This is a genomic window from Streptomyces sp. Ac-502, from assembly GCF_045222935.1.
GTDB classification, from domain to species: domain Bacteria; phylum Actinomycetota; class Actinomycetes; order Streptomycetales; family Streptomycetaceae; genus Streptomyces; species Streptomyces monomycini.
The window spans coordinates 392,854-414,644 of sequence record NZ_JBHFFO010000001.1 but is presented as its reverse complement, the minus strand read 5'-3'; the positions used below and the strand labels follow the sequence as shown (position 1 = coordinate 414,644).

The 21,791-nt window shown below is 72.7% G+C and carries 19 protein-coding genes and 1 pseudogene; 10 read left to right on the top strand and 10 right to left on the bottom strand.

What is annotated here, in order from left to right; translation table 11 throughout:
* Window positions 1–33: 33 nt before the first annotated feature.
* Window positions 34–318, top strand: a complete 285-nt coding sequence (locus tag ACEXOX_RS01990; protein ID WP_406518702.1) for a hypothetical protein — start codon at window positions 34–36, stop codon at window positions 316–318.
* Between the two features lie 96 nt (window positions 319–414).
* Here ACEXOX_RS01990 and ACEXOX_RS01985 read toward each other — a convergent pair whose 3' ends face one another.
* The gene (locus ACEXOX_RS01985; RefSeq protein ID WP_406518701.1) at window positions 415–747 is read right to left on the bottom strand and encodes a hypothetical protein; all 333 of its coding nucleotides are present in this window, start codon (window positions 745–747) and stop codon (window positions 415–417) included.
* A 139-nt stretch (window positions 748–886) separates the two neighbouring features.
* Here ACEXOX_RS01985 and ACEXOX_RS01980 point away from each other — a divergent pair, with 139 nt between their 5' ends.
* On the top strand, window positions 887–1,093 hold the full coding sequence (locus ACEXOX_RS01980; protein ID WP_406518700.1) for a hypothetical protein: 207 nt from the start codon (window positions 887–889) through the stop codon (window positions 1,091–1,093).
* Window positions 1,094–1,194: 101 nt separating this feature from the next.
* Here the strand turns inward: ACEXOX_RS01980 and ACEXOX_RS01975 are convergent, their stop codons facing one another.
* Window positions 1,195–1,656 carry a lamin tail domain-containing protein gene (locus tag ACEXOX_RS01975; protein WP_406518699.1) on the bottom strand — a complete coding sequence of 154 codons (462 nt, stop codon included), beginning with the start codon at window positions 1,654–1,656 and terminating at the stop codon, window positions 1,195–1,197.
* A gap of 616 nt (window positions 1,657–2,272) precedes the next feature.
* On the opposite strand from ACEXOX_RS01975, the gene ACEXOX_RS01970 reads away from it, so the two are divergent.
* A complete protein-coding gene (locus ACEXOX_RS01970) occupies window positions 2,273–3,028 on the top strand; it encodes a chaplin family protein (RefSeq protein WP_406518698.1) in 756 nt (251 codons plus the stop codon).
* Between the two features lie 227 nt (window positions 3,029–3,255).
* On the opposite strand, the gene ACEXOX_RS01965 is transcribed toward ACEXOX_RS01970, so the two are convergent.
* Both ACEXOX_RS01965 and ACEXOX_RS01960 read right to left on the bottom strand, forming a co-directional pair.
* A complete protein-coding gene (locus ACEXOX_RS01965) occupies window positions 3,256–3,651 on the bottom strand; it encodes an STAS domain-containing protein (RefSeq protein ID WP_406518697.1) in 396 nt (131 codons plus the stop codon).
* Between the two features lie 191 nt (window positions 3,652–3,842).
* On the bottom strand, window positions 3,843–4,472 hold the full coding sequence (locus tag ACEXOX_RS01960; protein WP_406518696.1) for a hypothetical protein: 630 nt from the start codon (window positions 4,470–4,472) through the stop codon (window positions 3,843–3,845).
* A gap of 173 nt (window positions 4,473–4,645) precedes the next feature.
* On the opposite strand from ACEXOX_RS01960, the gene ACEXOX_RS01955 reads away from it, so the two are divergent.
* Both ACEXOX_RS01955 and ACEXOX_RS01950 read left to right on the top strand, forming a co-directional pair.
* A complete protein-coding gene (locus ACEXOX_RS01955; protein WP_406518695.1) occupies window positions 4,646–5,482 on the top strand; it encodes a hypothetical protein in 837 nt (278 codons plus the stop codon).
* Between the two features lie 99 nt (window positions 5,483–5,581).
* Window positions 5,582–7,111, top strand: a complete 1,530-nt coding sequence (locus tag ACEXOX_RS01950; RefSeq protein ID WP_406518693.1) for an AMP-binding protein — start codon at window positions 5,582–5,584, stop codon at window positions 7,109–7,111.
* Between the two features lie 57 nt (window positions 7,112–7,168).
* On the opposite strand, the pseudogene ACEXOX_RS01945 reads toward ACEXOX_RS01950, so the two are convergent.
* Window positions 7,169–9,456, bottom strand: a pseudogene (locus tag ACEXOX_RS01945) (glycosyl hydrolase family 18 protein).
* A gap of 1,298 nt (window positions 9,457–10,754) precedes the next feature.
* Here ACEXOX_RS01945 and ACEXOX_RS01940 point away from each other — a divergent pair.
* The 4 genes from ACEXOX_RS01940 (at window position 10,755) to ACEXOX_RS01925 (ending at window position 13,833) form a co-directional block, all read left to right on the top strand.
* The gene (locus tag ACEXOX_RS01940; RefSeq protein ID WP_406518692.1) at window positions 10,755–11,177 is read left to right on the top strand and encodes a hypothetical protein; all 423 of its coding nucleotides are present in this window, start codon (window positions 10,755–10,757) and stop codon (window positions 11,175–11,177) included.
* A 142-nt stretch (window positions 11,178–11,319) separates the two neighbouring features.
* Window positions 11,320–11,835, top strand: a complete 516-nt coding sequence (locus ACEXOX_RS01935; RefSeq protein ID WP_406518691.1) for a hypothetical protein — start codon at window positions 11,320–11,322, stop codon at window positions 11,833–11,835.
* Window positions 11,828–12,979, top strand: coding sequence for an MAB_1171c family putative transporter (locus ACEXOX_RS01930; RefSeq protein WP_406518690.1), 1,152 nt, complete (start codon window positions 11,828–11,830; stop codon window positions 12,977–12,979). Before ACEXOX_RS01935 ends, ACEXOX_RS01930 begins: the two co-directional genes overlap by 8 nt.
* Before the next feature lie 233 nt (window positions 12,980–13,212).
* The gene (locus ACEXOX_RS01925; protein WP_406518689.1) at window positions 13,213–13,833 is read left to right on the top strand and encodes a cupin domain-containing protein; all 621 of its coding nucleotides are present in this window, start codon (window positions 13,213–13,215) and stop codon (window positions 13,831–13,833) included.
* Between the two features lie 82 nt (window positions 13,834–13,915).
* Here the strand turns inward: ACEXOX_RS01925 and ACEXOX_RS01920 are convergent, their stop codons facing one another.
* Both ACEXOX_RS01920 and ACEXOX_RS01915 read right to left on the bottom strand, forming a co-directional pair.
* Complete coding sequence (locus ACEXOX_RS01920; RefSeq protein WP_406518688.1) at window positions 13,916–14,704, bottom strand: APH(3') family aminoglycoside O-phosphotransferase; 789 nt, start codon at window positions 14,702–14,704, stop codon at window positions 13,916–13,918.
* A gap of 171 nt (window positions 14,705–14,875) precedes the next feature.
* The gene (locus ACEXOX_RS01915) at window positions 14,876–15,274 is read right to left on the bottom strand and encodes a hypothetical protein (RefSeq protein ID WP_406518687.1); all 399 of its coding nucleotides are present in this window, start codon (window positions 15,272–15,274) and stop codon (window positions 14,876–14,878) included.
* A 207-nt stretch (window positions 15,275–15,481) separates the two neighbouring features.
* On the opposite strand from ACEXOX_RS01915, the gene ACEXOX_RS01910 reads away from it, so the two are divergent.
* Entirely contained in the window at window positions 15,482–16,849 is a 1,368-nt protein-coding gene (locus tag ACEXOX_RS01910; protein ID WP_406526194.1) for an alkaline phosphatase, read from the top strand.
* Between the two features lie 88 nt (window positions 16,850–16,937).
* Here ACEXOX_RS01910 and ACEXOX_RS01905 read toward each other — a convergent pair whose 3' ends face one another.
* From ACEXOX_RS01905 to ACEXOX_RS01895, 3 genes are read right to left on the bottom strand one after another with little or no spacing between them, the layout of a single operon-like run.
* A complete protein-coding gene (locus tag ACEXOX_RS01905; RefSeq protein ID WP_406518686.1) occupies window positions 16,938–19,316 on the bottom strand; it encodes a hypothetical protein in 2,379 nt (792 codons plus the stop codon).
* Window positions 19,288–20,865: a hypothetical protein gene (locus ACEXOX_RS01900; protein ID WP_406518685.1), complete on the bottom strand. Its 1,578-nt coding sequence runs from the start codon at window positions 20,863–20,865 to the stop codon at window positions 19,288–19,290. The genes ACEXOX_RS01905 and ACEXOX_RS01900 overlap by 29 nt, the downstream gene beginning before the upstream one ends.
* Before the next feature lie 50 nt (window positions 20,866–20,915).
* Entirely contained in the window at window positions 20,916–21,767 is an 852-nt protein-coding gene (locus ACEXOX_RS01895) for an aminotransferase class III-fold pyridoxal phosphate-dependent enzyme (protein WP_406518684.1), read from the bottom strand.
* Between the last annotated feature and the right edge of the window lie 24 nt (window positions 21,768–21,791).

The window sequence follows — 21,791 nt, the reverse complement described above, 5'->3', positions numbered from 1 at the left end:
CCCTGTCACGGATGACGACGAGGGGGAATGTTCATGCTCAGGAAAATGCTGCGCGGTGTGTCCGTGGTGGTGCTGACCTCCGCGGCCTGCGTACTGCCGTCGGCCGCGACGGCAGCTCCGCAGGTTTCCGTTTCCGCCGCCCGGGCCGCGGCCGCCGCTCCGACGGCGGTTCACGCTCCGGCGGCGGTCTACGGTCCGTATGCGAGCTACGAAGTCTGCTGGGTCGCCGGAAACCAGGGCCAGCAGGCCGGTCAGTGGCAGTCGTTCTTCTGCGCGCAGAACGGCACGACCTCGTGGTGGCTGTTCACCACCCCGTAGCCCGCTCGACCCGGGCTTCTCGCCGGGCGGCTTCCGTGCCGCCCGGCTTCTCGCTGTTCGGGTGGCCGTTCGTGCCGGTCACCGGCGTGGAAATCGCTAGTCGCCCACGAACCACAGGTGGCTTCCCGGCGTTTCCGCACACTTCTTCAAGAACGTCATTAGGTCTTGCAGCGCGGCTTTCTGCGACGCGTCCGAGCACCGTTCGAAAAGCTCGGCGGCTTCCGGCAGCGCGGTTTCCGCTTCCTGTTCGTTGAACAGGGTGTCACCGTAAGGGTCCACCCAAGCCAATTTGCCGGGGCCGGACCGATCGAACGGACCCAGCGCCTCCGCCAGAGCCTCACCGTGTCCGTAGGAGCCTTGCAGCAGGGTGGCTTCGGACGCCCCGCCGCGCGCAGGCCGTTCGGAGTGAAGTTCCAGCTCGATTCCCACAGGTGCTCCACAGCAGTGTCGGCGATGCCGCTTTCGCCCGTCCATGTACGGCATGCTCCACGCTATCGCGTCCGGCGACGCAGCGACGGCCGCCGTCATAGCTGACCGGTGCCTCCCCCATCTCGCTACGAATGCCCCCTTGCCCTGGCGTCCGGCCTGGCCCGTCGACGATCACTGGGGCACCACCTACCGTGCGGCCGGCGCGTTGGCCGGCCTCCTGAGCATCTCGGTCAGTGAAGCCCTGGCACGTCTGCGTGCCGGCGCCTTCACCACCGGTCGCCCCCTGCCGGCCCTCGCCCGCGAAGTGTTGAAGTTCCGCAGCGAGCGGCCGCATGAAGAGGCGTGACGGCTGCCACCGCCCGGACAGGGCGGTGCGCCGCGGCCCTCCCCATGGCCGCGGCGCACCTGGGCGCCCGGGCCGCCGGCCGGCGGCCCCGGGGGTGATGGTCAGCGGCGGCCCCAGCGTTCGATGTCGATCACGTGGTGGCGGTCGTCGCGCAGGGTGGCGGTGTCGCGGTGGTTGTGCCAGACGTAGTCGCGGCGGTTCTGGTGGACGTCACGCCAGGTGTCGCGGCCCTTGCCGGTGTGGACCCGTACTTCCCGGTGGCCGCCGAGGCGCAGGTGGCGGAAGCGGTAGGTCTGGTGGGTGCGCTTGCTGGTCAGCGTCCAGCCGTCGAGGTCGACCGCGCGGCGCCCGGTGTTCTTGACGGTGACCCACTCGGCGTTCAGGGACCGGTTGGAGCCGTCGTCGCGGCCGGGGCTGTCGGCCTGCACGGCGCCGATCACGACGGGGGAGCGGTGCTTGGCCGGCAGCGTGTGTACGTCGGTGGCGGCGGCGGGCAGCACGGCGGTGGCGACCAGGGCGGCCGAGCCGAGAGCGACGGCGGCCGTACGAGCGGAACGGAACATGACGAACCTCCTGCGGGCAGCCCCGTATGCGGCGGGGCCGGTGTGACTTGATGCCCGGACTGCTGCCGGGCGGACATCACTGTGCGCCCGTTCGACGGCCTGTGGTTGAAGAGGCGACCGTCCTTTACACAACACGGACATTCGCACACCCACGCCGTGCCCGTGGTGTACGCCTCCGCGCGTGACCGGCCCTCGCGCGCCCCCGGTGCACCACCGCGTACACGCAACTGACCTGCGGATTCGGCGGTCCCGGTGCTGTCGGGGGTGACATTCCGTACGGGTGTGCAGGGTCGCCCTCGGCGAGGGCGAACGCATGTCCATGCGGAGGTGGGTTCGTACGGGAGTCGCGGCCGGCAGGAGAACCGTTTCGGTGAAGCGGCACGTGAAAAGTCGTGCGTTTCCTTCGGGCGGGTCACTCGTTTGGTCCGATACGACGCGCTCAGCACCGCTGCCTGCCTCCATCGTGGTTGACCAACGGAGCGGGAGTGACCGGGTGTTCGCCGTTCGCGCGGCGCTACCCGGTCCCGGGTGCTGGGCGGTGTCCCTTTCGGGATGCGGGTGCCCGGTCAACGGCGGGTGCCCGGTTCGTCACCTTCGGAAAGATGAAGGACCACACGTGCAACACATCGTGAAACGAAGCGTGCTGGTCGCCGCGACGGCGACCGGCATGCTGACCGGCGTGGGGGCGAGTGCGGCCCACGCCGACGCCGGTGCGCGAGGAGCGTCGCTCGGGTCTCCGGGCGTGCTCGCGGGCAACCTGCTCCAGGTCCCCGCGCACGTGCCGGTGAACGTCTGCGGCAACACCGTCGACGTCATCGGCCTGCTCAACCCCGCGTTCGGCAACACCTGCGTCAACACCGGCAGCCACAATCCGCCCGGCCACCAGCCTCCGGGTCACAAGCCGCCAGGCCACAAACCACCGGGCAGCCACCAGCCTCCCGGCCACCAGCCCCCTGGGCACAAACCGCCCGGCAGCCACCAGCCTCCCGGCCACCAGCCCCCTGGGCACAAGCCGCCTGGCCACCAGCCCCCGGGTCACAAGCCGCCCGCGCACGAGACCCCCGGTACCCCGGGGCCGGGCGGTCACCGGCCGCCCACCGACCCCCAGCTGCCCGGCCAGCGGCCTCCGGCCGAGGTCGCCGGCGCGGTGGACTCCCGGCCCGTCCCCGCGGCGCACCACCACCAGTCGCCGTCCGCGACGGCACCGGCCGGTGGCAAGGGGCAGCAGGTCGAGCACGGCGCGCAGAGCGCCCAGCTGCCGACACTCGCGCAGACGGGAAGCAGTCATGTCGGCGCCACGGCCGTCACGGGCGCGGCGCTCCTGCTCGGCGGTGCGGTGCTCTTCCGCCGCAGCCGCACCTCGCGCGCCTGACGTCCTGGTGCGTCTGACGTCCTGACACACCTCCTCCACCAGCCGCTACGGCGGTTCCCGGCCCCGGCCGGGAACCGCCAGGGCGAGAACGCAGACACCCCGCCCGCGGCATCGCCATCGACTGCCTGTCCGTCCGCCCCGAAGACCTCCACGCAGGGGCAACGACCGTGCGCCGCGGCGGGCAACGCGCCCCGCCGTACCCTTCACACGACCGGCACCGGGTGTTCTCAGCTGTGCCCGGCCGGTGGGTCGGGGAAGAGGGTGCCCCGCCCGGCGGCCAACTCCGTCCGCTGCCAGGTGCGGCCGTCCTGGGCCAGCGCGCGGACGGCGGCGGCGCTGCCGGCGAAGACGGGCAGCAGGGGGCCGGTCGCGGTGCGCTGGATGAGCTTGCGTACGGCGGGATGCGGACCGGCCAGCAGCAGCGCACCGCCGACCGTGTGCAGTCGCATCGCCTTGCGGACCAGGACGGCCAGGGCGTCGATGGTCAGCCGGTGGACCGCCGACACGTCGACGATCACGGTGGGCACCGTGGCACGGCGGCGGATCATGGCGGCCAGGCACTCCACGGCGTCCCAGGAGCCGTCAGGCAGGAGGAGCAGGTGGTACTGGGCAGGTCGGGTCAACAGGACGGAGGCCTTCCGTACACAGAACTGGACGCCTCGACCCCCAGGAGCGCGCGGCCCCTGACGGCTCAACGCGCTTACCGTGCCTTTGGCATACCCACCCCCACCGGCGTCACCCTGACCCGCCAGGACGACTTTTCCTACGTCCCCGGGCGAAGCCTGCCGAGCACCCCGTCCCGGCAGGGGTCAGCTCAGCTGAGCGGCCGGATGTCGATGCCTATCCAGTCGTCCTGGCTGTAGTTGTACACGTTGTCGACGAGAAACAGGCTGACCAGGCTCTTCCCGCGTTCCCAGGAAATCTGCCGCTCGGGAGGGTCCGACTGTACGGGCGGCGGCGCGGAGAGCGGTGTGCCCAGGCGTGCCTGGAGCAGGTGCGCGGCACGGTCGTAGCAGGCGAGAAATTCCTCCTGCGTGGCCCGCGCCGTGTACACGCCTTCGGTGGGAAGCGGATCGCCCCACAATTCCCGCGGATCGACAGGCTCCCCCGTCATGGATTCGGTGAGATCGATCGCCGCGTAGGCCAACGGAAAGGCGAGGAAGGAGTCCTCGTGGCATTCCGGTTCGTCGCACGCGACGCTCCGGTCGTCGGTTTTGGAGCAGCCCGGGTATTCGCCCAGCAGCACATGCCAGGACAACGGGTCCGGGTCACCGATCGGCCAGTGGTCCAGCCACCCGACGGCGGGGCCGTCGCCGGTGGCCGGGCGGGCCCAGCCGCGGTGCCGGAAGGCCGCGTCGAAGGCATCGCAGCACCACGGGACGTCAGCGAGTTCCAGCAGGTCGTCGAGGTAGGCGGGGGTGAGCGGGAAGGACAGCATCGACATGAGGACGAACCTACTGGAGCCCGTGCAGGCACGGTCGCCATGGCCGGCGTCGTGCCGGAGCCCTCCCGCGCTCTGCCCCTGACGGGCGGACGCCCCGCTGCGTCCACAGGAGTACGCCGGCAGCCTTCCGCCGAGGGATGCCCGCCGGACCGTACCGGCCGAAGCTCATGGCTATGAAGAACTCACCGCAGGACCTTCCCCGTACTGGCACCCGCACGCATGTCCCGGGCCGCGCCTCTCCGCCGTCGTCCCTGCGCTCGATCCCGCCCGCCACGGTCGGAACGATCGGCGGTCAGGTACTGGCGGCCGCGGGAATCATGGTGCAATGGCTCGCCGAACCCGCCCTGTTCCCAGGATTCCCGCCCGGGCTCATCTACATCGGCGCGGCCGCGGTGATCGTCTGGTGGGACCGGCGGACGCCCTGGTCACCGCTGGCGGCGGTGCTGCTCTCCTTGTGGATCACGGTCGGCGGGCTGGTCGGCGGACAACTGGCCGCCAACCTCGGCAGCGCGAACTCCGCGCTGGCCGCCGGCAACGCCGTGATGCTGCTGGGCCTCGTGTCGTCGTCCGTGGCCGCCGTGTTCGCCATTCGGCACAACCGCCGTCAGGGGACCGGACCTCTCGTCAAGCCGCTCAGCGCGCGCAATCCGCGCCGTACCGCCGTGTGGTGCGCCGTCGCGGGCATGCTGGCGGACGCGATCGGCGACGCGGCACCCGAAGGGCTGCGCTGGGACGGCCCCGGGCCGGCCATGTTCGCCGCGCTCGCCCTGCTCGTCGCGCTGGTGCCCGGCCGGTTCATGCCCATGCTGAGCGTGGCGCTGAGTGCGGCCTTCATCGTCGGGCTGACCTCCAATCCCGAATCTCTAGCGGCGCTGACCGACCCGGGCGGGGACCCGGTCGGCTTCGGCGGCGTCGCGCTGCAACTGGCAGGGCTGATCACCACGGTGGTCGCGGGCAGCCTCGCGGCCTTCCCCCGTACACGCCGTTCTGCCTGGGGTCGGACTCCGTAGCGATGCGGGACAGTGAATGCCGGGCAGACAGCGACAGGGAATGCCGGGCAGGCAGCGGCAGGGGCTGTCGGGCAGGCAGCGACGGTGACGGAGGACGGTATGGGCGCGCAGTACACCGCGGGGCTGATGCGAGCCGCTGACGGCCCGTGGGAACGCCGCGAGGCGTTGGTCCACGGTGACCGGCGATGGACGTACGGGCAGCTGGCGCGGACCGTCCGTGGCATCGCGGCTGTCCTGCGTTCCTCACCCGGCGCACGGAACGGCGTCGCCGTCCTCGCGGACAACCGCCCGGAGGTCGTCGCCGTCCAGCTCGCCACCCACCTGCTCGGATATCAGCTCGCCCTGCTGGCACCGAGCGCGACCCACGCCGAGCGGGAGGAACTGCTGCGGCACAGCCACCCGGGAGCGCTGGTCTTCGCCCCCGGCCATGCCGAGTCCGCCAGGGCTCTGGCCGCGACGGCCGGCATCGGGGAACTGCTGTCCCTGGGCCCGGCTCCGGCCTGCCGCGACCTGGCGGCGGAGGCTGCCGCGCAGCCGGCCGGGCCGGGCCTGCCCGCGGCGCCCGCCGAACGGGTACGGACCTTGCTGTGCACGGGCGGCACGACGGGCCTGCCCAAAGCCGTCGTGCACACGCACGGCCTGTACGACGCCCTGGCCGCGCTCGTGGGCGACCACGGGCTGGCCGCACCCGGAGAACGGCGGCTGGTGTGCACGCCCATGAGTCACATCAGCGGGCACTTCGCGCTGCCCACCGTCCTGTCGGGTGGCACCTTGATCCTCCACGACCGGTTCGACCCCGGCGCGGTGGTGGAGACCATCGCCGCGGAGCGCGTCAACGCGCTGGTGCTGACCTCGCCCTTGTTGTACCAACTGCTGGACCACCCGGCTCTCACCGTGACCGATCACTCCTCCTTGCGCTGTCTCGGCTACGGTGCCGCGCCCACCCCGCTGCGCCGCCAACAGCAGGCCCTCGACCGTCTCGGCCCGGTGTTGCAGCACATCTACGGTCTGACCGAAGCCGGCGTGGTGACCCTGCTCCAGCCCGGCGACCACCACGCCGACTGCCCACGGAGCCTGGCCGGGGCCGGCCGGCCGGTTCCCGGCATGAGCGTCGAGGTGCGCGACGAGGACGGACGGCGGCTGCCGGCGGACCGGGCGGGGGAGGTGTGGGTCCGTGGCCCGAGTGTGATGGCGGGCTACCTCGGCCACCCGGTCACCACGGAAGAGGTGATCCGGGACGGCTGGCTGCGTACCGGGGACATCGGCGGTCTGGACGCGTCCGGCACCCTCTTCCTGAAGGCCAGGAAGAGCGAAGTGATCATGCAGGCGTCCGGGTTGCGCAGCTACCCCCGGGTCGTGGAGGAAGCGTTGCTGAGCCACCCGGCCGTCCGCGCGGCGGCGGTCTTCGGCGTCCCGGACGGGGGCGAGGGCGAGCGGGTGCACGCGACCGTGGTCCCGCATCCGGGCGACACCGTCGATCCCGTAGCCCTGCGCGCCCACGTACTGGCCGAGCTGGGGCAGGCCCACATGGTGCCGGAGTCCGTCGACGTCGTCGCACGCCTGCCTGTGACCCGGAACGGCAAGGTCGACAGGCAGGCGCTCAGAGACGGGGCCGCGGGTGGTCGCTGACGTCGTGCCCTGTACTCGAAGTGTGTTGCTTGGTGCCTCGTGCCTGCGGTTTCCGGCCTACGGCAGGCCCTTGTCGATGGCCTTCATCAAGGTGCCCGTCGGGGTGTCACCGGACATCTCCCAGATCATGGCGCCCAGAAGCCCCTTGGACTTGACCCAGTCCGTCTTCTTCCCGATCGACCAGGTGTCGTCGAAGGACCACCACTGACCGTTCGCACCGGTGTACCCGTACGTCGAGATGGACTGTTCGTCGTGATGGACGGTCATGTCGGGGACGTTGCTCAGCATGTTCTGGTAGCCCCGGATGCCTGCCTCCTCGGGGAACTGCCCGGGAGCCGCGCCGTCCGCCGACTGCCATTCACCGTGCGCCCCGCCGTCCGTCACGGTCTTCCAGCCACGGCCGTAGAACGGGAAGCCGATGGTCAGCTTGCGCGGGCTGACTCCCGCGTCCGTGTATGCCTTGACGGCGTTCTCGACGCTGAAGTGGAAGTCGTACGGGTCCTGGGTGTCGTGGTGAAGATTGGCCTGGTGGCCGGTGCGCTTGGGCTCCCAGGAGTTGTCGCTGCCCGAGCCGTGGAAGTCGTAGCCCTGGACGTTGGCGTAGTCCAGCGAGGAGAAGATCGTGGACAGGTCCCAGCCCTGCTGGATCTTGACGGGGTCGGCGGGGGTGAAGGCGGTCAGCAGCTTGTGCGGGCCGCCCAGCGCGTCGAGCTGCCGGCGGAACTCCTTGATCAGCAGCGCGAGGTTGGCCTTGTCGTCCGGGCTGTAGTGGTTGCCGGGGTGGCCTTCGGCGCCCGGCCACTCCCAGTCCAGGTCGATCCCGTCGAAGATGCCCGCACCGGTCCCGGGGCCGCCCGCGCCGTTGTAGACGGGCAGGTTGCCCTTGATCCAGATGTCGATGCAGGAGGCGGCGAACTTCTTGCGGGAGGCGTCGGTGGCCGCCGCGTCGGAGAAGAACTTCGAGTACGTCCAGCCGCCGAGGGACATCACCACCTTCAGGTGCGGGTGCTTGGCCTTCAGCTTCTTGAGCTGGTTGAGGTTGCCGCGCAGCTTGCCCCAGCCGTCGTCGGCCACCCCGTCCACCGACTGCGCGGCGGGGAAGGCGCGTCCGTAGTCGGCGTCCGCGTCACCCGCGCCGGTGCCCTCGTCCGGGTCCTGCGGATTGCCGGAGACGCCCTTGGCCACGCCGGCCAGGCAGGTGAGGTTCTTGGGGTCGATGTTGGCGAAGGCGTAGTTGACGACATCCAGGCCGGCGGCGGCGCCCGAGGTGTCCAGGTTCTTGACGAAGTACTGGCGGCCGTAGATGCCCCACTGCGCGAAGTAGCCCACCTTCAGGTACTTGCCGGGCCCGGCCACGTCGTCCGTGGTGACGGTCAGGGCGTCGGAGGCGGGGAAGTGTTCTCGGCGGCGTCGCGTGCCGTGACGGAGAAGCGGTACGTGGTGGCCGGGGTCAGGCCGTCGACCGTGGCGGCGGTGGTGCTGCCGGGAACGGTGGCGACCAGGTCGGCGCCCCGGTAGACGTCGTACGCGACCACACCGACGTTGTCGGTGGCCCGGTCCCAGGCCAGGGAGACGCTGGAGGCGGTGATCGCGGTGCTGCGCAGAGCGCGGGGCGCGGACGGCGGAACCGGGTCGCTCGCCGGGTCCACGGTGTCCGCGGTCACCGGGGCGCTCGGCGGCCCGGTGTTGCCGCGCCTGTCCTTGGCCCGGACGGTGAAGGTGTACCGGGTGGCCGGGGTCAGGCCGGTGACGGTCGCGGTGGTGCCGGCGGCGGTGGCGACCGGGCGGCCCTCGCTGAGCACCTCGTAGGAGGTGACCGGGTGGTCGCCGGGGGAGGCGGCCGGCCAGTTCAGGGCGACGCTGCGCGCGGTGGTGCCGGTGACCTGGGGCGTGCCGGGCGCGGACGGCGGCACGTCCGGGCTGCCGTCGCACTTGTCCCCGTTGACGGTGCAGGCCGTGGGGGTGCCCACGGGACCGTTGGCGATGAACCAGTAGCTGAACGGTTCGGTGCTGCCGCCGGCCGGTACGGTCGCGTTGTAGTGGGCGTTCTTGACCGTCACATGGCGCCCGTTCACGGTGGCGTCGCCGTAGTAGTGCCCGCTGACGGTGACACCGGCCGGCAGGTCGAACTCCAGGGTCCAGCCGGTGACGGCGGCGGGGCCGCTGTTGCGGACGGCATAGGTGCCCTTCCACCAGGAGCCGTTGTCCTGGGTGGAGAAGGCCGCGGTGAGGGTCCCCGCGGCCTGGGCGGGAGCCGCCGGGCCGGTCAGCACGGCGGCCACGGACAGGATCAGCGTGGTGAGCAGGGCCGCGGCTCTGCTGCGGAATCTGCGCCGGTCTTTCATGGGCACCCCTGTGAGTGTGGGTGGTACAGGAGGTGAGAACCGAAAGTGCGCAAACCCGGCCGCGCGCCAGGTGGCCGGAACCGGTGCCGCCGGGTGCCGTATGGCAGTCCGCACCATAAAAGGTCTGGACCAAACCGTCAACGGGAGGGGTGAGGGCGGCCGTTGGGGGAGCGATGGTCCGCGGGGGACCTGCGGGGGACCTGTGGGGGCCGCTGAGAGGTGACCGTCCGGGGGTCCGGCAGGGGGAGCCTCGGGTGGCCGGTCCCGGGCGGTCGGCTCTCGGTCGCACCGGCCGCGCGCCGGTGGCTGGTTTTCGCCGTCGGTGTGGTCCGGGGGACGGACCCGAGGGGATGGAACCTCTCCAGTACTACGAATGAGGGGGTGACGCTACGGAATTCGGAGCCGGTGGCTGGGAAGTGCCGTCGGCTCCGTTTCCTGCTGGTGCGGATCGGCGGTTCGTACGGGGGCGACGGTTCGGCGGGGTGGCGGTCGGCGCCTTGATGTGGGGAGGGAGGTGGGTGTGCGCCCGGCAGCCGGGCGCCGGCTGCCGAGGGCGGCCGGCCGCGCCGACGGGGTCGGCCGGTCGTGCGGTGGAGTGCAAGCTGATGAGTCGTCAGCGGACGGGCTTCGGTGCTCGGTGCCAGTAGGCAGGTCGGCGTCGAGTGGGCGGCTGCGTACTGCGTGCAGGGGGTGCAACGTGCCGTGCGGGGGCTGGTGGTCACCGGGGCCCGTTTCGCTGGTGTTTGGCGCTGTGAACAGGGAGTTCGGCGTGCTCACGGTGGGGCCGAGGGCTGCTCGGCGTGACCCGGGGGCGGAGGGTGTGCGGCCCGCGGGGAACCGTACGGGTGCCCGGTCTCCGACCGCGCCGTGGAGCGTGCCGACGGGTGTCCGCGAGCACCCGTGCACGTCCGCCGCGCAACCGGTCGCGGGCCGTTCCGGCGGCACGTGTCGCGGTTGCGGCCTCGTCGGAGTCGGGCGTGGTCAGGTCCCGTACGAGCCGGTCGTACGTCATCGGGACGCCGGAGCGTTCGGGCGGTGCGCGTTGCCCGGTGGCGGCCGATTCTTCTGGAGCGGGCATGTCGGCGGGAAGCGGGGCGGTCCACCGTGTGCCCCTCGGGACGCCTCGCCGTGCCGCTGGGCCCGCCATCGCCGTGGGCAGATGGTTGAGGCATATTCGGCCAGCGGGTTGGCTCGAAATGCGCCAAACTGTGGCGTCCGGTTCAGCGACGCCGTACCGTGACAGTCGTCCGCTCCAGCGGAGGGAGCTATTCCCTGGCGGAGATCGAGAAGGGCGACGCATGAGCGACAGCGAGGTGGCGCGTTCCGAGGGCCGCCACCGGTTATCGCGGGAGCCCGCCTGGGCGGCCACTCCGCTTCCGGACGGGTCGCCGATGAGCGTCCCGCCGACGTACGCCCCTTCGCCCATGGACGCTCCCGGCGTCCCGTTCCGGTTCGCCGCACGCCGGGCCACCTGTCACCCGCACGGCTCCCGGATGTCCGACGGACGCCGCGCCGCCCGTGGTCCGCACGGCCCCAGGATGTTCGGCCCGGCCCGCGGACCACGCCGAGAAAAAACGTTTTCCCGCTCCCTGCTCCTCCCGCGCCGTGGACCGTCCGGCGCCGCCGCCCCCGCGGCCGGCGCGCAGGCACCGGCCGCGGAACTGCGCCGCACGGTCTACTGGGGCGGCTCTCCGGACGCGCTGCGAGGACCACCGCGCTGACGTCTCCCGGCCTCTCGCCGCACACCCCCGCCGGACCGCGACCGGGCCCGGCGGGTCCGCATCGTGGTACCAGCCGTCGGAGCACGGGGCAGCGCGCGCAAGAACGCGCTGCCCCTTACAGAAGAGGTGGCAGTTCTCCCACATGCTGTACGGGTACTCCAAATTGCGCCGGCGGTGCCGGTCGAAGCTGACCGACATCACGCTGCCGACCCCATTCTCCGTCGAGGAATTCTGCCGGAACCTCTCCGAGCAGCGGCAGCGTCCGCTGCATCTGCACGCCCTGCCCACCCACCTCGCGAGAATGGCCGCGTGCGGACTGTGGCTGGCCACCGACACGGACGACCACATCTTCTTCGAGGCCCGTACCGCGCCGCTGCACCAGGAACACATCGTGCTGCACGAGATCGGGCACCTGCTCTTCGACCACCAGATGCCGGCGGACGGCAACCACGGCGGCATCAGTACGGTGCTGGCCGACCTCAGCCCCCGCCTCATCCAGCGGATGCTCGCCCGCACCAACTACTCGACGCGCCAGGAGCAGGAGGCGGAGATGCTGGCGAGCCTGATCAGGACGCACGCCACCGGGCCGGGCCGGGGGCCGCAGCGGTGCGCCACCACGGACCGGGCCGACCGCGCCCTGGGCATCACCCATGACTGACCGGGGGCCGCACGGCCTGTTCGAACAGCTGGAGTGGCTGGGCCTCGCGCTGATGTGGGTCGTCACCCTGCTGCGGGCGCCCGTCGCGGTCCGGACGCCGCAGCAGCGGCCCCTGTGGCTCGCGGTGGGCCTGGCCTCGGTGGCGATGACCCTCCAACTGCCCCAGGTCTCGTCCCTGGCGATGGCGGCGCTGGACCCGCACACCGTGATCCTGGCCAAGGAGACCGTCGGACTGCTGGCCGCCACCGCCGTGTTCGCGTTCATCTCGGCGATCGTCGGCCTGCGGCGGACCCAGCTGGCCATCCTGGCCGCCGCGGTCCTGACACTGGCCGCGCTCGTCACCCTGTGCGCCGTCTCGCCGCCGCACTCCCGGCACATGGTCCCCAGCGGGCCCGGCCAGGCACAGAGCCCGGACACGTACTACTGGGTCGTACTCCTCGGCTACCACCTGCTGGCGAACACCGCCTGTGTGGCGGCGTGCTGGGTGTGCGGGCGGCAGGTGAAGAACGCGTCCACCCGGGCCGGGCTGCTGCTGTTCGGAACCGGGATCGCCCTGTCCGCGATGCTCATGGCGCTGTCACTGGTCCACGTACTGAGCCGCGATGCCACGATTCCGCACCTCTTTCCCGCCATTTCCGGGGCGGAGGCGGCCTTCATGGCGGCGGGCGCGGCTCTGCCGCTGCTGCGCGGGCCATCGCGCACCGCGCGGGACATGTCGGTCATGTACCGGCTGCATCCGCTGTGGCGGGCGCTGGTCCGCGTCACCCCGGAAGTCACGCTCGCCGACCCGCGTTCGCGCGCCGTGGACCTGCTGAGCGCGGCCCGGCACTCGGATTTGCGGCTGTACCGGCGTGCCATCGAGATACGGGACGGCCTGCTCGCGCTGGAGGACTTCTCCCCGGCGGGCACCCTCGCCCGGGCCCGTGAGCACGTGCGCGCCACCCGGATCGCGGACGCCTCGGTGGAGGCGGCGGTGACGGCGTGCTGGGCCGGCACGGCGCTGGCGAACAAGCGCTCGGGCGCCGCCGCGCCGGGGCGGCCGTCCGGGCTGCCGCAGAGCGGCGGCGGCGACATGGCCGAGGAGCTGGATTTCCTCCTGCAACTGGCGCGCTTCTTCCGTTCCCCCTGGCCGCCTCGTTCCTGAGCGCCGAGCAGCAGCGGCACCGGGCGGTCCCTACCGGTCAGGCGTCATGAGGACGCCCCGTACAGACGGACGGTGACATGGAAACCGATGACGGCGACAGATCGTGTCCTTTCGAGCGGTGCGGGGACGGAGTTCCGTCCCCGCACCGCCATGAAAGCCCGGCGCCACGTGAAAGCCGCGCGCCCCGCGAAAGCCCTTCGCGCCGCGAAACCCCCTCGGGCCGCGAAAGCTTAGTGCCGCGCGAAAGCATCTCGCGCCGCGCAGCCCTCGGCCTGACGGCGGCCGGAGTCCTCGGCGTCACGGTCACGGCGTGCGGGAGCGGCGCGGCGAAGGCCCCGGAACGGGCGGCGGCCACGAGCGGGACGCCCGCCACGGGCAGGGCGCCGGCCACGGCGGGCGCCCGCACCGGGCAGCCCGAGACGGCACGGCTGCTGGGCATGCGGGCGCATCCCGAGGGCGGCTGGTACAAGGAGACCTGGCGCAGCGGGAAGACCTTACGGGTCGAGGAGTACGCCGGGGACCGGCCCACCGCCTCCGCGATCTACTTCCTGCTGTCGGCGGGGGAGGAGTCGCGCTGGCACACCGTGCGCTCGTCGGAGCTGTGGTTCTGGCACCGGGGCGGCCCGTTGCGGCTCCAGTTGGGGGGCACGGGCGAGCGGCCGGCCGCCCGCCCCACGGACGTACTCATGGGGCCCGACCTGGCGGGCGGGCAGCGGCCCCAGGTGCTGATACCGGCGGGCTCCTGGCAGCGTGCCCGCCCGGCCGGCGAGGAGGAAGTGCTGGTGAGCTGTGTGGTCTCACCGGGCTTCCAGTTCGAGGACTTCCATCTGTTGCCGGGGGCGGCGGCGCGCTGACGGCACAACCGCGCCCCGGCACTAGCCTCTTGACCGATGCCCGTGGCCCGCGCCCCGGTAAGGGACCGCGGGCCACCGGCTGCTAGAAGAACTCGTCCAGCAGCTGGTAGTAGGCCGTCTTCCCGGCGTCGACGCGCTCGGCGCCATACCGCTCGACGAACCGCTCCACGCAGTGCGGCCCGAACCACGGGTCTTCCTCGCGGGACAGTTCGCGCATCGCGAGGGCCAGGTCGGCGTGCCGGTCGGCGCGGCCGAGACGGCCCACGTCGATCACTCCGGTCAGCCGGCGGGTCTCCGGGTCGAGCAGGACGTTGTTGGGGCACAGGTCGCCGTGGCAGACGACCAGGTCCTCCCGGGGCGGGCGGGTGTTTTCGAGTTCGGCGCGAAGTCGACCTTCCGACCAGCCCGCCCGCTCCTCCTCCAGGTCGTCCATGGCGACCAGGCCCGTTTCGAGATGGCGCAGAGCCTGCGGGATCATCACGTCCAGGCTCGCGTCGAACGGGCAGTCGGCGACGGGCAGTCCGTGCAGCAGCCGGGCGACGTCGGCCATCACCTCCGCCACCTCGGCGCGCTGCGCGGGCGGCCACTCCTCTGCGGCGGAGACGCCCGGTACGGCCTCGGTGACCAGCCAGGACACGGCGTCCCCGGAGCCGAGGTCGACGACGCGGGACACCGGGACGCCCTGCCCGGCGAGCCATTCCAGGCGGTCGGCCTCGGCCTTGAGGTCGAGACCGGTGTCCGGCTGGGCCGGAACGAGCTTGGCGTAGAGCTCGCTGGGGCCGGTGAGGTGGTGGACGAAGGCGCCGGAGTCGCCGTCGGTGACCGGCGTCCAGGTGTGGTGGGGGTAAAGTTTTAGTACTTCTTCGTTCATGGCCGACATCTTTGCCGACGTCCGGGCCCGGTCGTACGGGTCGCACGGGCCGGGGGCGGGAATGAGCCGTTCCCGGGGGTCACGGCGAGGCGGCGGGCGGTTCTTCCGTTCCGTCGCCGCCGGTTTGCGGGGGCGCCAGGTTCTGCACCTTGCGGGCCTCGTCGACGATGGTCAGCAGGGCGTCCAGCGAGGCCGGTGACAGACCCTCGGCGCGCAGCGCCAGGTTGCGCACCCGGGTGTCGCGCAGTGCCACGGCCAGCCGGAGCTGGGAGTTGACCCGTTCGGCCACGTCATCGCTGAGGAAGTACTCGGGGGTACGCCGAAGTACTCGGCGAGCACGTCGAGTTGTTCCAGGGTGACGTTGCGCTTCTTGCCGGTGGCCAGCTCCCAGAGGTACGTGCCGGAGATGGCGCCGCCCGTGGTCTCGCGGATCTCCTTGGCGAGCCGGGCGTAGCCGGGGCGTTTGCGTTCGTCGGGGTGCAGAGCGGCGATCAGCTCGTTGAGGCGCTGCCCGAACGCGCGCAGCAGCGGGCGGCCCTCCTGGTCGGTTGCCGATGTGCGGTCACTCATGCGCCTTTTCCTGCCTGCGGTGATTCGGCCGGACGGGCGTCGTTGCCCGCCAGGGCGGACGACTCTATCGCGTTCGCGTGCGTACTTGTTCGCTCTTGTTGGCGCCTGGCCGATTAGTTGGCGTACGCTCACTGCCTATTCTATCCGCTAGAGCTGATGACGCTGGCGGAGCCGCTCGCGGTTCCGCGGGTCCGGAGGTCCGGCACGATGAGATCAACGGCATTGACCCCGCACGTCTTCCGCCGCCGGCTGACCTGGTCGGCCGGCGCCCTGGCCGTCGCCGTGGCGGCCACCACCGTCGTCTCCGCCACGGCGGGCGCCGACGCCGGCCACCGCCCCCGGACGGCGAAGAACGTCATCCTGCTGATCGGCGACGGCATGGGTGATGCGGAGATCACCCTGGCCCGCGACTACACGGTCGGCGCGGGCGGACGGCTGCACATGGACGGCTTTCCGCAGACCGGTACGTACACCACCTACTCGGTCGACAGCCACGGACGGCCGGACTACGTCACCGACTCCGCCGCGAGCGCCACCGCCTGGTCCACCGGCCACAAGACCGTCAACTACCGCATATCCAAGACACCCGGCACCGACCGCCCGATGCCCACCATCCTCGAACTGGCCCGCCGCGAGGGCCTGGCCACCGGGTCGGTCACCACCGCGGAACTCACCGACGCCACCCCCGCCGCGATGGCCGCGCACGTCGGCGACCGCGACTGCCAGGGGCCGGCCGACATGGCAGGGTGCCCCCGCGACACCATCGGCCGGGGCGGCCTCGGGTCGATCGCCGAACAGTCCGTACGGCTGCGGCCCGACGTCCTGCTCGGCGGTGGCCGGCAGCGCTTCGACCAGAAGATCACCGAAGGCCCGTACCAGGGCCTCACGGTGGCCCAGCAGGCCGAGAAGCTGGGGTACCGCATCGTGAGCGACGCCCGCGGCCTGCGCGCGGCCGGCCCCGGGCAGCCGGTGCTCGGCCTGTTCGCGCCCGGGGCCGTGCCTGTGGAGTGGACGGGCCGGCCCGCGGCCCCCGGCGGCACCGAGGCGCAGCGCTGCGTCACCGCCAACCCCCGCCGCCCGGCCGGTACTCCCACGCTGGAGGCACAGACCCGCAAGGCCGTCGAGCTGCTGGAGGCCAAGGCGCGGACCGGTGGGAAGGGCAAGGGCTTCTTCCTCCAGGTCGAGGGCGCCTCGATCGACAAGCAGAACCACGAGGCGGACCCCTGTGGCCAGATCGGCGAGACCGCCGCGTTCGACCGCGCCGTCAAGGTGGCCCGCGACTACGCCGAACGCCACCCCGACACCCTCGTGATCACCACCGCCGACCACGGGCACAGCAGCCAGATCGTGCCGGTCGACGCGGAGCCGACGGGTCTGTCGGCCACGCTCGTCACCGACGAGGGCGGCCGGATCAAGGTCAGCTACGCCACGACCACCACGCCCGAGGACGGGCAGGAGCACACCGGCACCCAGGTCCGGATCGCGGCCCAGGGCCCGTTCGCCGAACGGGTCAGGGGCGTCACCGACCAGACCGAGCTGTTCACGACGATCACCCGCGCGCTCGGCCTGCGCTGAGCGCCACGCAACATTGGCACGTCGCCGCGGCGTGGGCCGTTGCCCCGGCATCCCGGGACAGCGGCCCGCGCCGCGCTCACCTCGCCCGCTACCGGGCCGCTCCCGAGACAACGGCAGAGGCAACGGTGGGGCCGGACGGAACGGTGGCCGTCGGTCCGCCGAGGAATACCGGATGCGTCTCGTCGACCTTCGACCGGATGTCGGCGCGCAGCCGGCCGCCGGCCGCCGCCACGGCCCGCTCCAGGGCCGCCTCCGCGTCGGCGTCGTACCCGTACGGCACCACTTCCAGATCCTCCACCAGCGGCCCGAGCAGATCCGCGGCCTCCAGCGCGACGGCGTGGCGGTGCGCCAGGTACTGCTTGCGGCGGCGGTACGCCTTGGGAGCGCGCAGCGCCGCCCGGGCGAGTTCCGCCGCGTCGGCCGCGGTGGCCACCAGGTGCGGGGCGTGCCGCAGTACCAGCGCGGTCAGTGCGCCGTCCGGCCCGGCCCGGCGCAGGGCGGCCCGCAGTGGTTCCCGCAGGTCGGCGCGGGGCAGTGCGGCCGTGGCCAGGATGTTCGCCCACTGCGCCGCGGGCCGGTCGGCGAGGGCGTCGAGAGCTTCCCGTGGGTGGTGCGCGGCCAGGAACAAGGCCGTCTGCTGCGTCCGGTGGAACAGCGTCGTCCAGGCGGCCGGGGCGGTCTCGTCGCGCAACTCCTCGCTCAGCGCGTCGAGTTGCGCGACCGCCTCCCCGGGGCCATCGTCGGCCAGACGCAGCACCGTCTCCCTCGTCCAGGTGTCGGTGCACAGCATGCCGATCGAGAGCGCCAGGGGCAGCGTCTCCAGGGTTTCGTACTGCGCCGAGTCGTCGTAGTGCGTGCGGTACTCCACCAGGGAGGCGAAGACGGCCGCCCAGCGTGCGGAGGCGAAGGCGTCCGGCAGGTGGGCGACCTCCTTGACAGGCACATACGAGAAGTCGTACGAGCCGTCGAACAGGGTCCGCAGCAGTCCCAGGACGAGTCGCATCCGGGGCAGGTCGAAGTGCTCCTGTCCGGTCGGGCGGGCCTCGATGCGCAGCGTCCACGTCCCGGCCGCCAGCAGGCGTTCGGAGCGCAGTTCCACGCCGGGGAACCAGTCGCCGAACCGGGCGAGCAGTACCTCGAAGGCGGCGAGCCGGCCGGTCTCCTCCTCGGTGACGTCCGGCTGCTCGCTCCACTCGGCCTCGATCCTGCCGGGGGTGAACAGCAGGCTCGCCTTGTGCAGCGACAGGGGGACGTCCAGCTCGAAGGAGTCCCTGGTCAGCCGGAGCAGCTTGTTGCCGCCCCGGCAGAACCGGTCCGCTATCGCGTGGAGCCCGGCGACGCCGCTGGGAGCCCGCTCGGCCGGATAACGGTCCGTCGTCGCCAGCAGCCACTGGTGGAGGGCGTTGTGCAGCCGGTGTGCGTTGGCCGGGGCCGGGGGCGGCGCGGTGGTGTCGGCGGCGTCCTCCAGCAGCCGCTGCCACGAGGCGCCCTCCTCGATGGTGTGGTCCTCGGCGGGCGGCCCGGCCTGCCACTGTTCGATCCAGGCCCGGAACACCCCGACGGCGCGTGCCTCGCGGGCCGTGGGGCCGAAGGCCTCGGCCAGCTCCAGCCAGCCGAGCATGACGCCCAGGTAGCCCTGGTGGAGCACCGGGCCGGGGCGGTCCACCAGCTTCAGGAGCAGGTCCTTGAGCGCCGCGTCGTAGGTCTCGATCAGATCACAGCGGACCAGGTTCAGCAGGACCCGGCCGTCCCCCTCCAGCAGGGGACCACGGGCGTACGCGCGGTAGGCGGTGGCCAGTTCACGGGCGCGGCGGGGCGCGGCGGCGGGGTCGGCGGCGGACAGGGCCACCCGGCAGCGCTCCAACGCCAGGTGGCGCGCGGCGAAGTCCGGGTCGGCGGCTGCGGTGGCCACCAGGCGGGAGGTCTCGCCGGGCGGCAGGGACGAACGCCGGGCCAGCCGGCACAGTTCCCCGGCTGCCGCCGGGTCCTCCAGCGGCAGGGCGTCCAGCAGGCGGACGAGGATGGCGTCGCGCTCGTGGTCCGCGTGGATGTCCAGGGCGTCCATGGCGTCGGCCAGGGACTCGACCGCCAGCAGCGGGCCGAGGGCCGCGTCCGCCCCGCCGTCGGCGTCCGCCAGGGCGAGGACCGGTGGCAGGAGGCGCCGCAGGACGGTGTCGGACAGTGCGGCGCGGTCGTCGAGCCGGGCCAGGGCGGCTGCCAGCCGTACGTCCGGCCCGCCGGTGGCCGCCGCCAGGCGCTGCGGGCCCACCAGCCGGGCACAGCGCGGCAGTACGGCCGCGACGTGGCCGGACGCGCGGGCGGCCACCAGGCCGCGTACGTATCCGGCGGCCCGGTACGGCACGGCGTCCGGCAGGCGCGCCGGATCGGCGCCCAGGGCGAGCGCGGCCGCGGCCGCCTGGGCGACGAAGGCGGGGAGGTCACCGCCGCGCCGTCCCGGTGGTGGCATTCGGGGTCGGGCAGGAAGCTGCGCGAGACCAGGCGTTCACGCGCCGCGGGGAGAGGTGGGCCGCCGTCCGCAGTTCCGCGTACCCCGGCATCGCCTCGGGTCCGGGCTGCCGCCCGTCCGCCAAAGCCTCGGCCGCCCGTCCGCAGGACCGCTCGTCGAACAGCAGCCGGCAGCCGGACGGGACGGCGGCGACCCGGCGCGGCACGGTACGGGCCCGGGGCGGGTGGCCGGTGCCGAAGTAGCAGCGTTCCGCCCACGGGTCGGCCAGGACGTAGGACGCCGACTCCGGCACGTCCTCCGCCCGGCACCGCAGCACGGCCACGCCGTACTGGCGGAACATCACGGCGGCGTGCTCGGCCGGGCTGCCGCGCTCGACCAGGACGTGCCCGGTGGCGGCCCGCTGCTCCGCGTCCAGTCGCAGGTACTGCGTCCAGGCGTCGTCCAGCCGGGCGGCGGCCAGGAACGCGGTGGCGGCCACCCGCCGCGGGGGAACCAGCAGGTCCACCGGGCGCCCGGCGTGCGCGTCCTCCCAGACCGCCCGGTCCTCGTCGGTCAGCACCTGCACCGTCGGCGCCGGGTCGAACGCGACGGCGGGCCGGACCTGGACGAGGTGGGCGGCCCGCACCTGCACGGACCGCAGCACCTCACCGCGCCACAGCGGTGTCCGGCCGTCGCCGGAGAGCCACACGACGCTGTTGTCGGTGCCGTCCAGCCGCTGCGCGGACGCGAAGCCGAAGCCGAGGGAGAGCTGCCCGACGACACCGGTGCCCTCCTCGTACTCGGTGAGGCTGGTGACGGACACGGTGCCCGCGTCGGTCTCCAGGACCCACTCGCAGTCCAGGCGGGCCATGCCGAAGTGGTCGTGCAGGGCGGCCAGCAGGCGGGCGGTCCGGTCCGTCTCCGGGCGGCCGAGCCGCGGGGTCTCCTGCGGTGCGGGCGGCGGGCCGGAGGTGTCGCCCCCGTCGACGAGTGGCTGTACGAACGCCGCGATCGGCGCGGGGCGGAAGTCCGGGTCGGCCAGGCGCTGCTGGGCCACGGCGTGTTCGCCGTACCCGCTGAACACCACGGCCGCGACGACGGCGGGCAGCTCCTCGGGGCCGGCGCACACCAGGCTGTCGTAGCCGCCCGCGTTGATGTTGTCCTCCTGGTCCTCGGCGCCTGAACTGCGCACGATCCAGGGGGCGGGGCCGCAGGTGCGGGCGATCTCGTCGGCCAGGCCGGGCCACTGCCGGCGCAGGAATCGCGCGTATCCGGCGACGAGTTCCCCGGCGGTGTCCTGCGGGGGCGTTCCGGCGGTTTCTCCGGCAGCGTCCCGCGGAGGTGTTTCGCCGGTTTCCCCGGCGGCGCCCGGCGGGGGCGCTCCGCCGGTTTCCCCGCTCGTGTCCCGGGCGCTGTTCAGGAATTTCCGGGCAGGCCCGTCCGCCAGCGGGAAAACGGGCAGGGCGACGGAAGTGAACCGGGGGTGGGTGGAAAGTTCCAGCAGCCGGGCGCATTTCGCGCCGTACGCGCTTTCCGGGTCTGCCGGCGTGGGGTTCGACGGTCTGTCCATGGGAATGGTGCTTGCCCTTTCGTGTCCGGGGGTGCGAGCGGCGCGTGCGGTCAGTCGTCCAGGAACCGGTCGACCCACTCCCGGGTCTGCCGCGCGTCGCGCTCGGCCTCGCGCAGCCCGTCCATGACGCTCCAGGCGGCCAGGTAGCGGGCCTCCTCGCCGACCGGACCGGCCGCGGCGAGCGGGGCGAGGCGGTCGCAGACGCGGGTGAACCGCGCCCGCGCGTCGTCCAGGACGTCCGGGCCGAAGGCCGCGGAGACGGCCTGGTTGTCGCCCCGGTAGAAGAGCAGTCCCTCCTCCTCGGTCGCCTTGTAGAAAGCCTTCTTGACCTCGCGGGTGGCGGGCACGAACTGGAAGAAGGTGCCGTCGCCCGCCACTTCCAGGGGCAGCGACGCCGCGGCGAGCGCGGTGCGCGCGTGCTCCACGAAGAGGCCGCCGGTCTCCCGTACGGTGTGCTGCGGCTCGCCGGTGGCCACCCGGGCCAGGGTCCGCTCGGCGGCGGCCAGCACGGTGGGCTCGAAGAAGGAGGTGTACGACACCTCGCGCAGCGGCTTGAGCAGGGTCCGCGACCCGCCGACCGCGGCCGTCGGGAAACCGTTGGCCACGCCCTTGGCCGTCACCCACACGTCCGCGTCCAGCAGCTCCGCGGTGGACAGGCCGGGACCGTAGCGCAGCCCCACCTTCACCTCGTCCACGATCAGCGGGACCGCCGCCTCGGCGAGCAGTGTGCGGGCCCGCTCGTACCAGCGCGGCGACAGGTGCATGTGGTCGGGCGAGATGACGACGGCGGCCACCCGGTCGCGGTCGTCCCGCAGCAGTCCGGCCAGGACGTCGAGGTCGAAGAAGAAGTCGACGATGCCGTCCGCGTTGGGCTCGAACGGTGCCTTCGACGGGTACCACATCGGGTCGTAGCCGTGGTAGCCGGA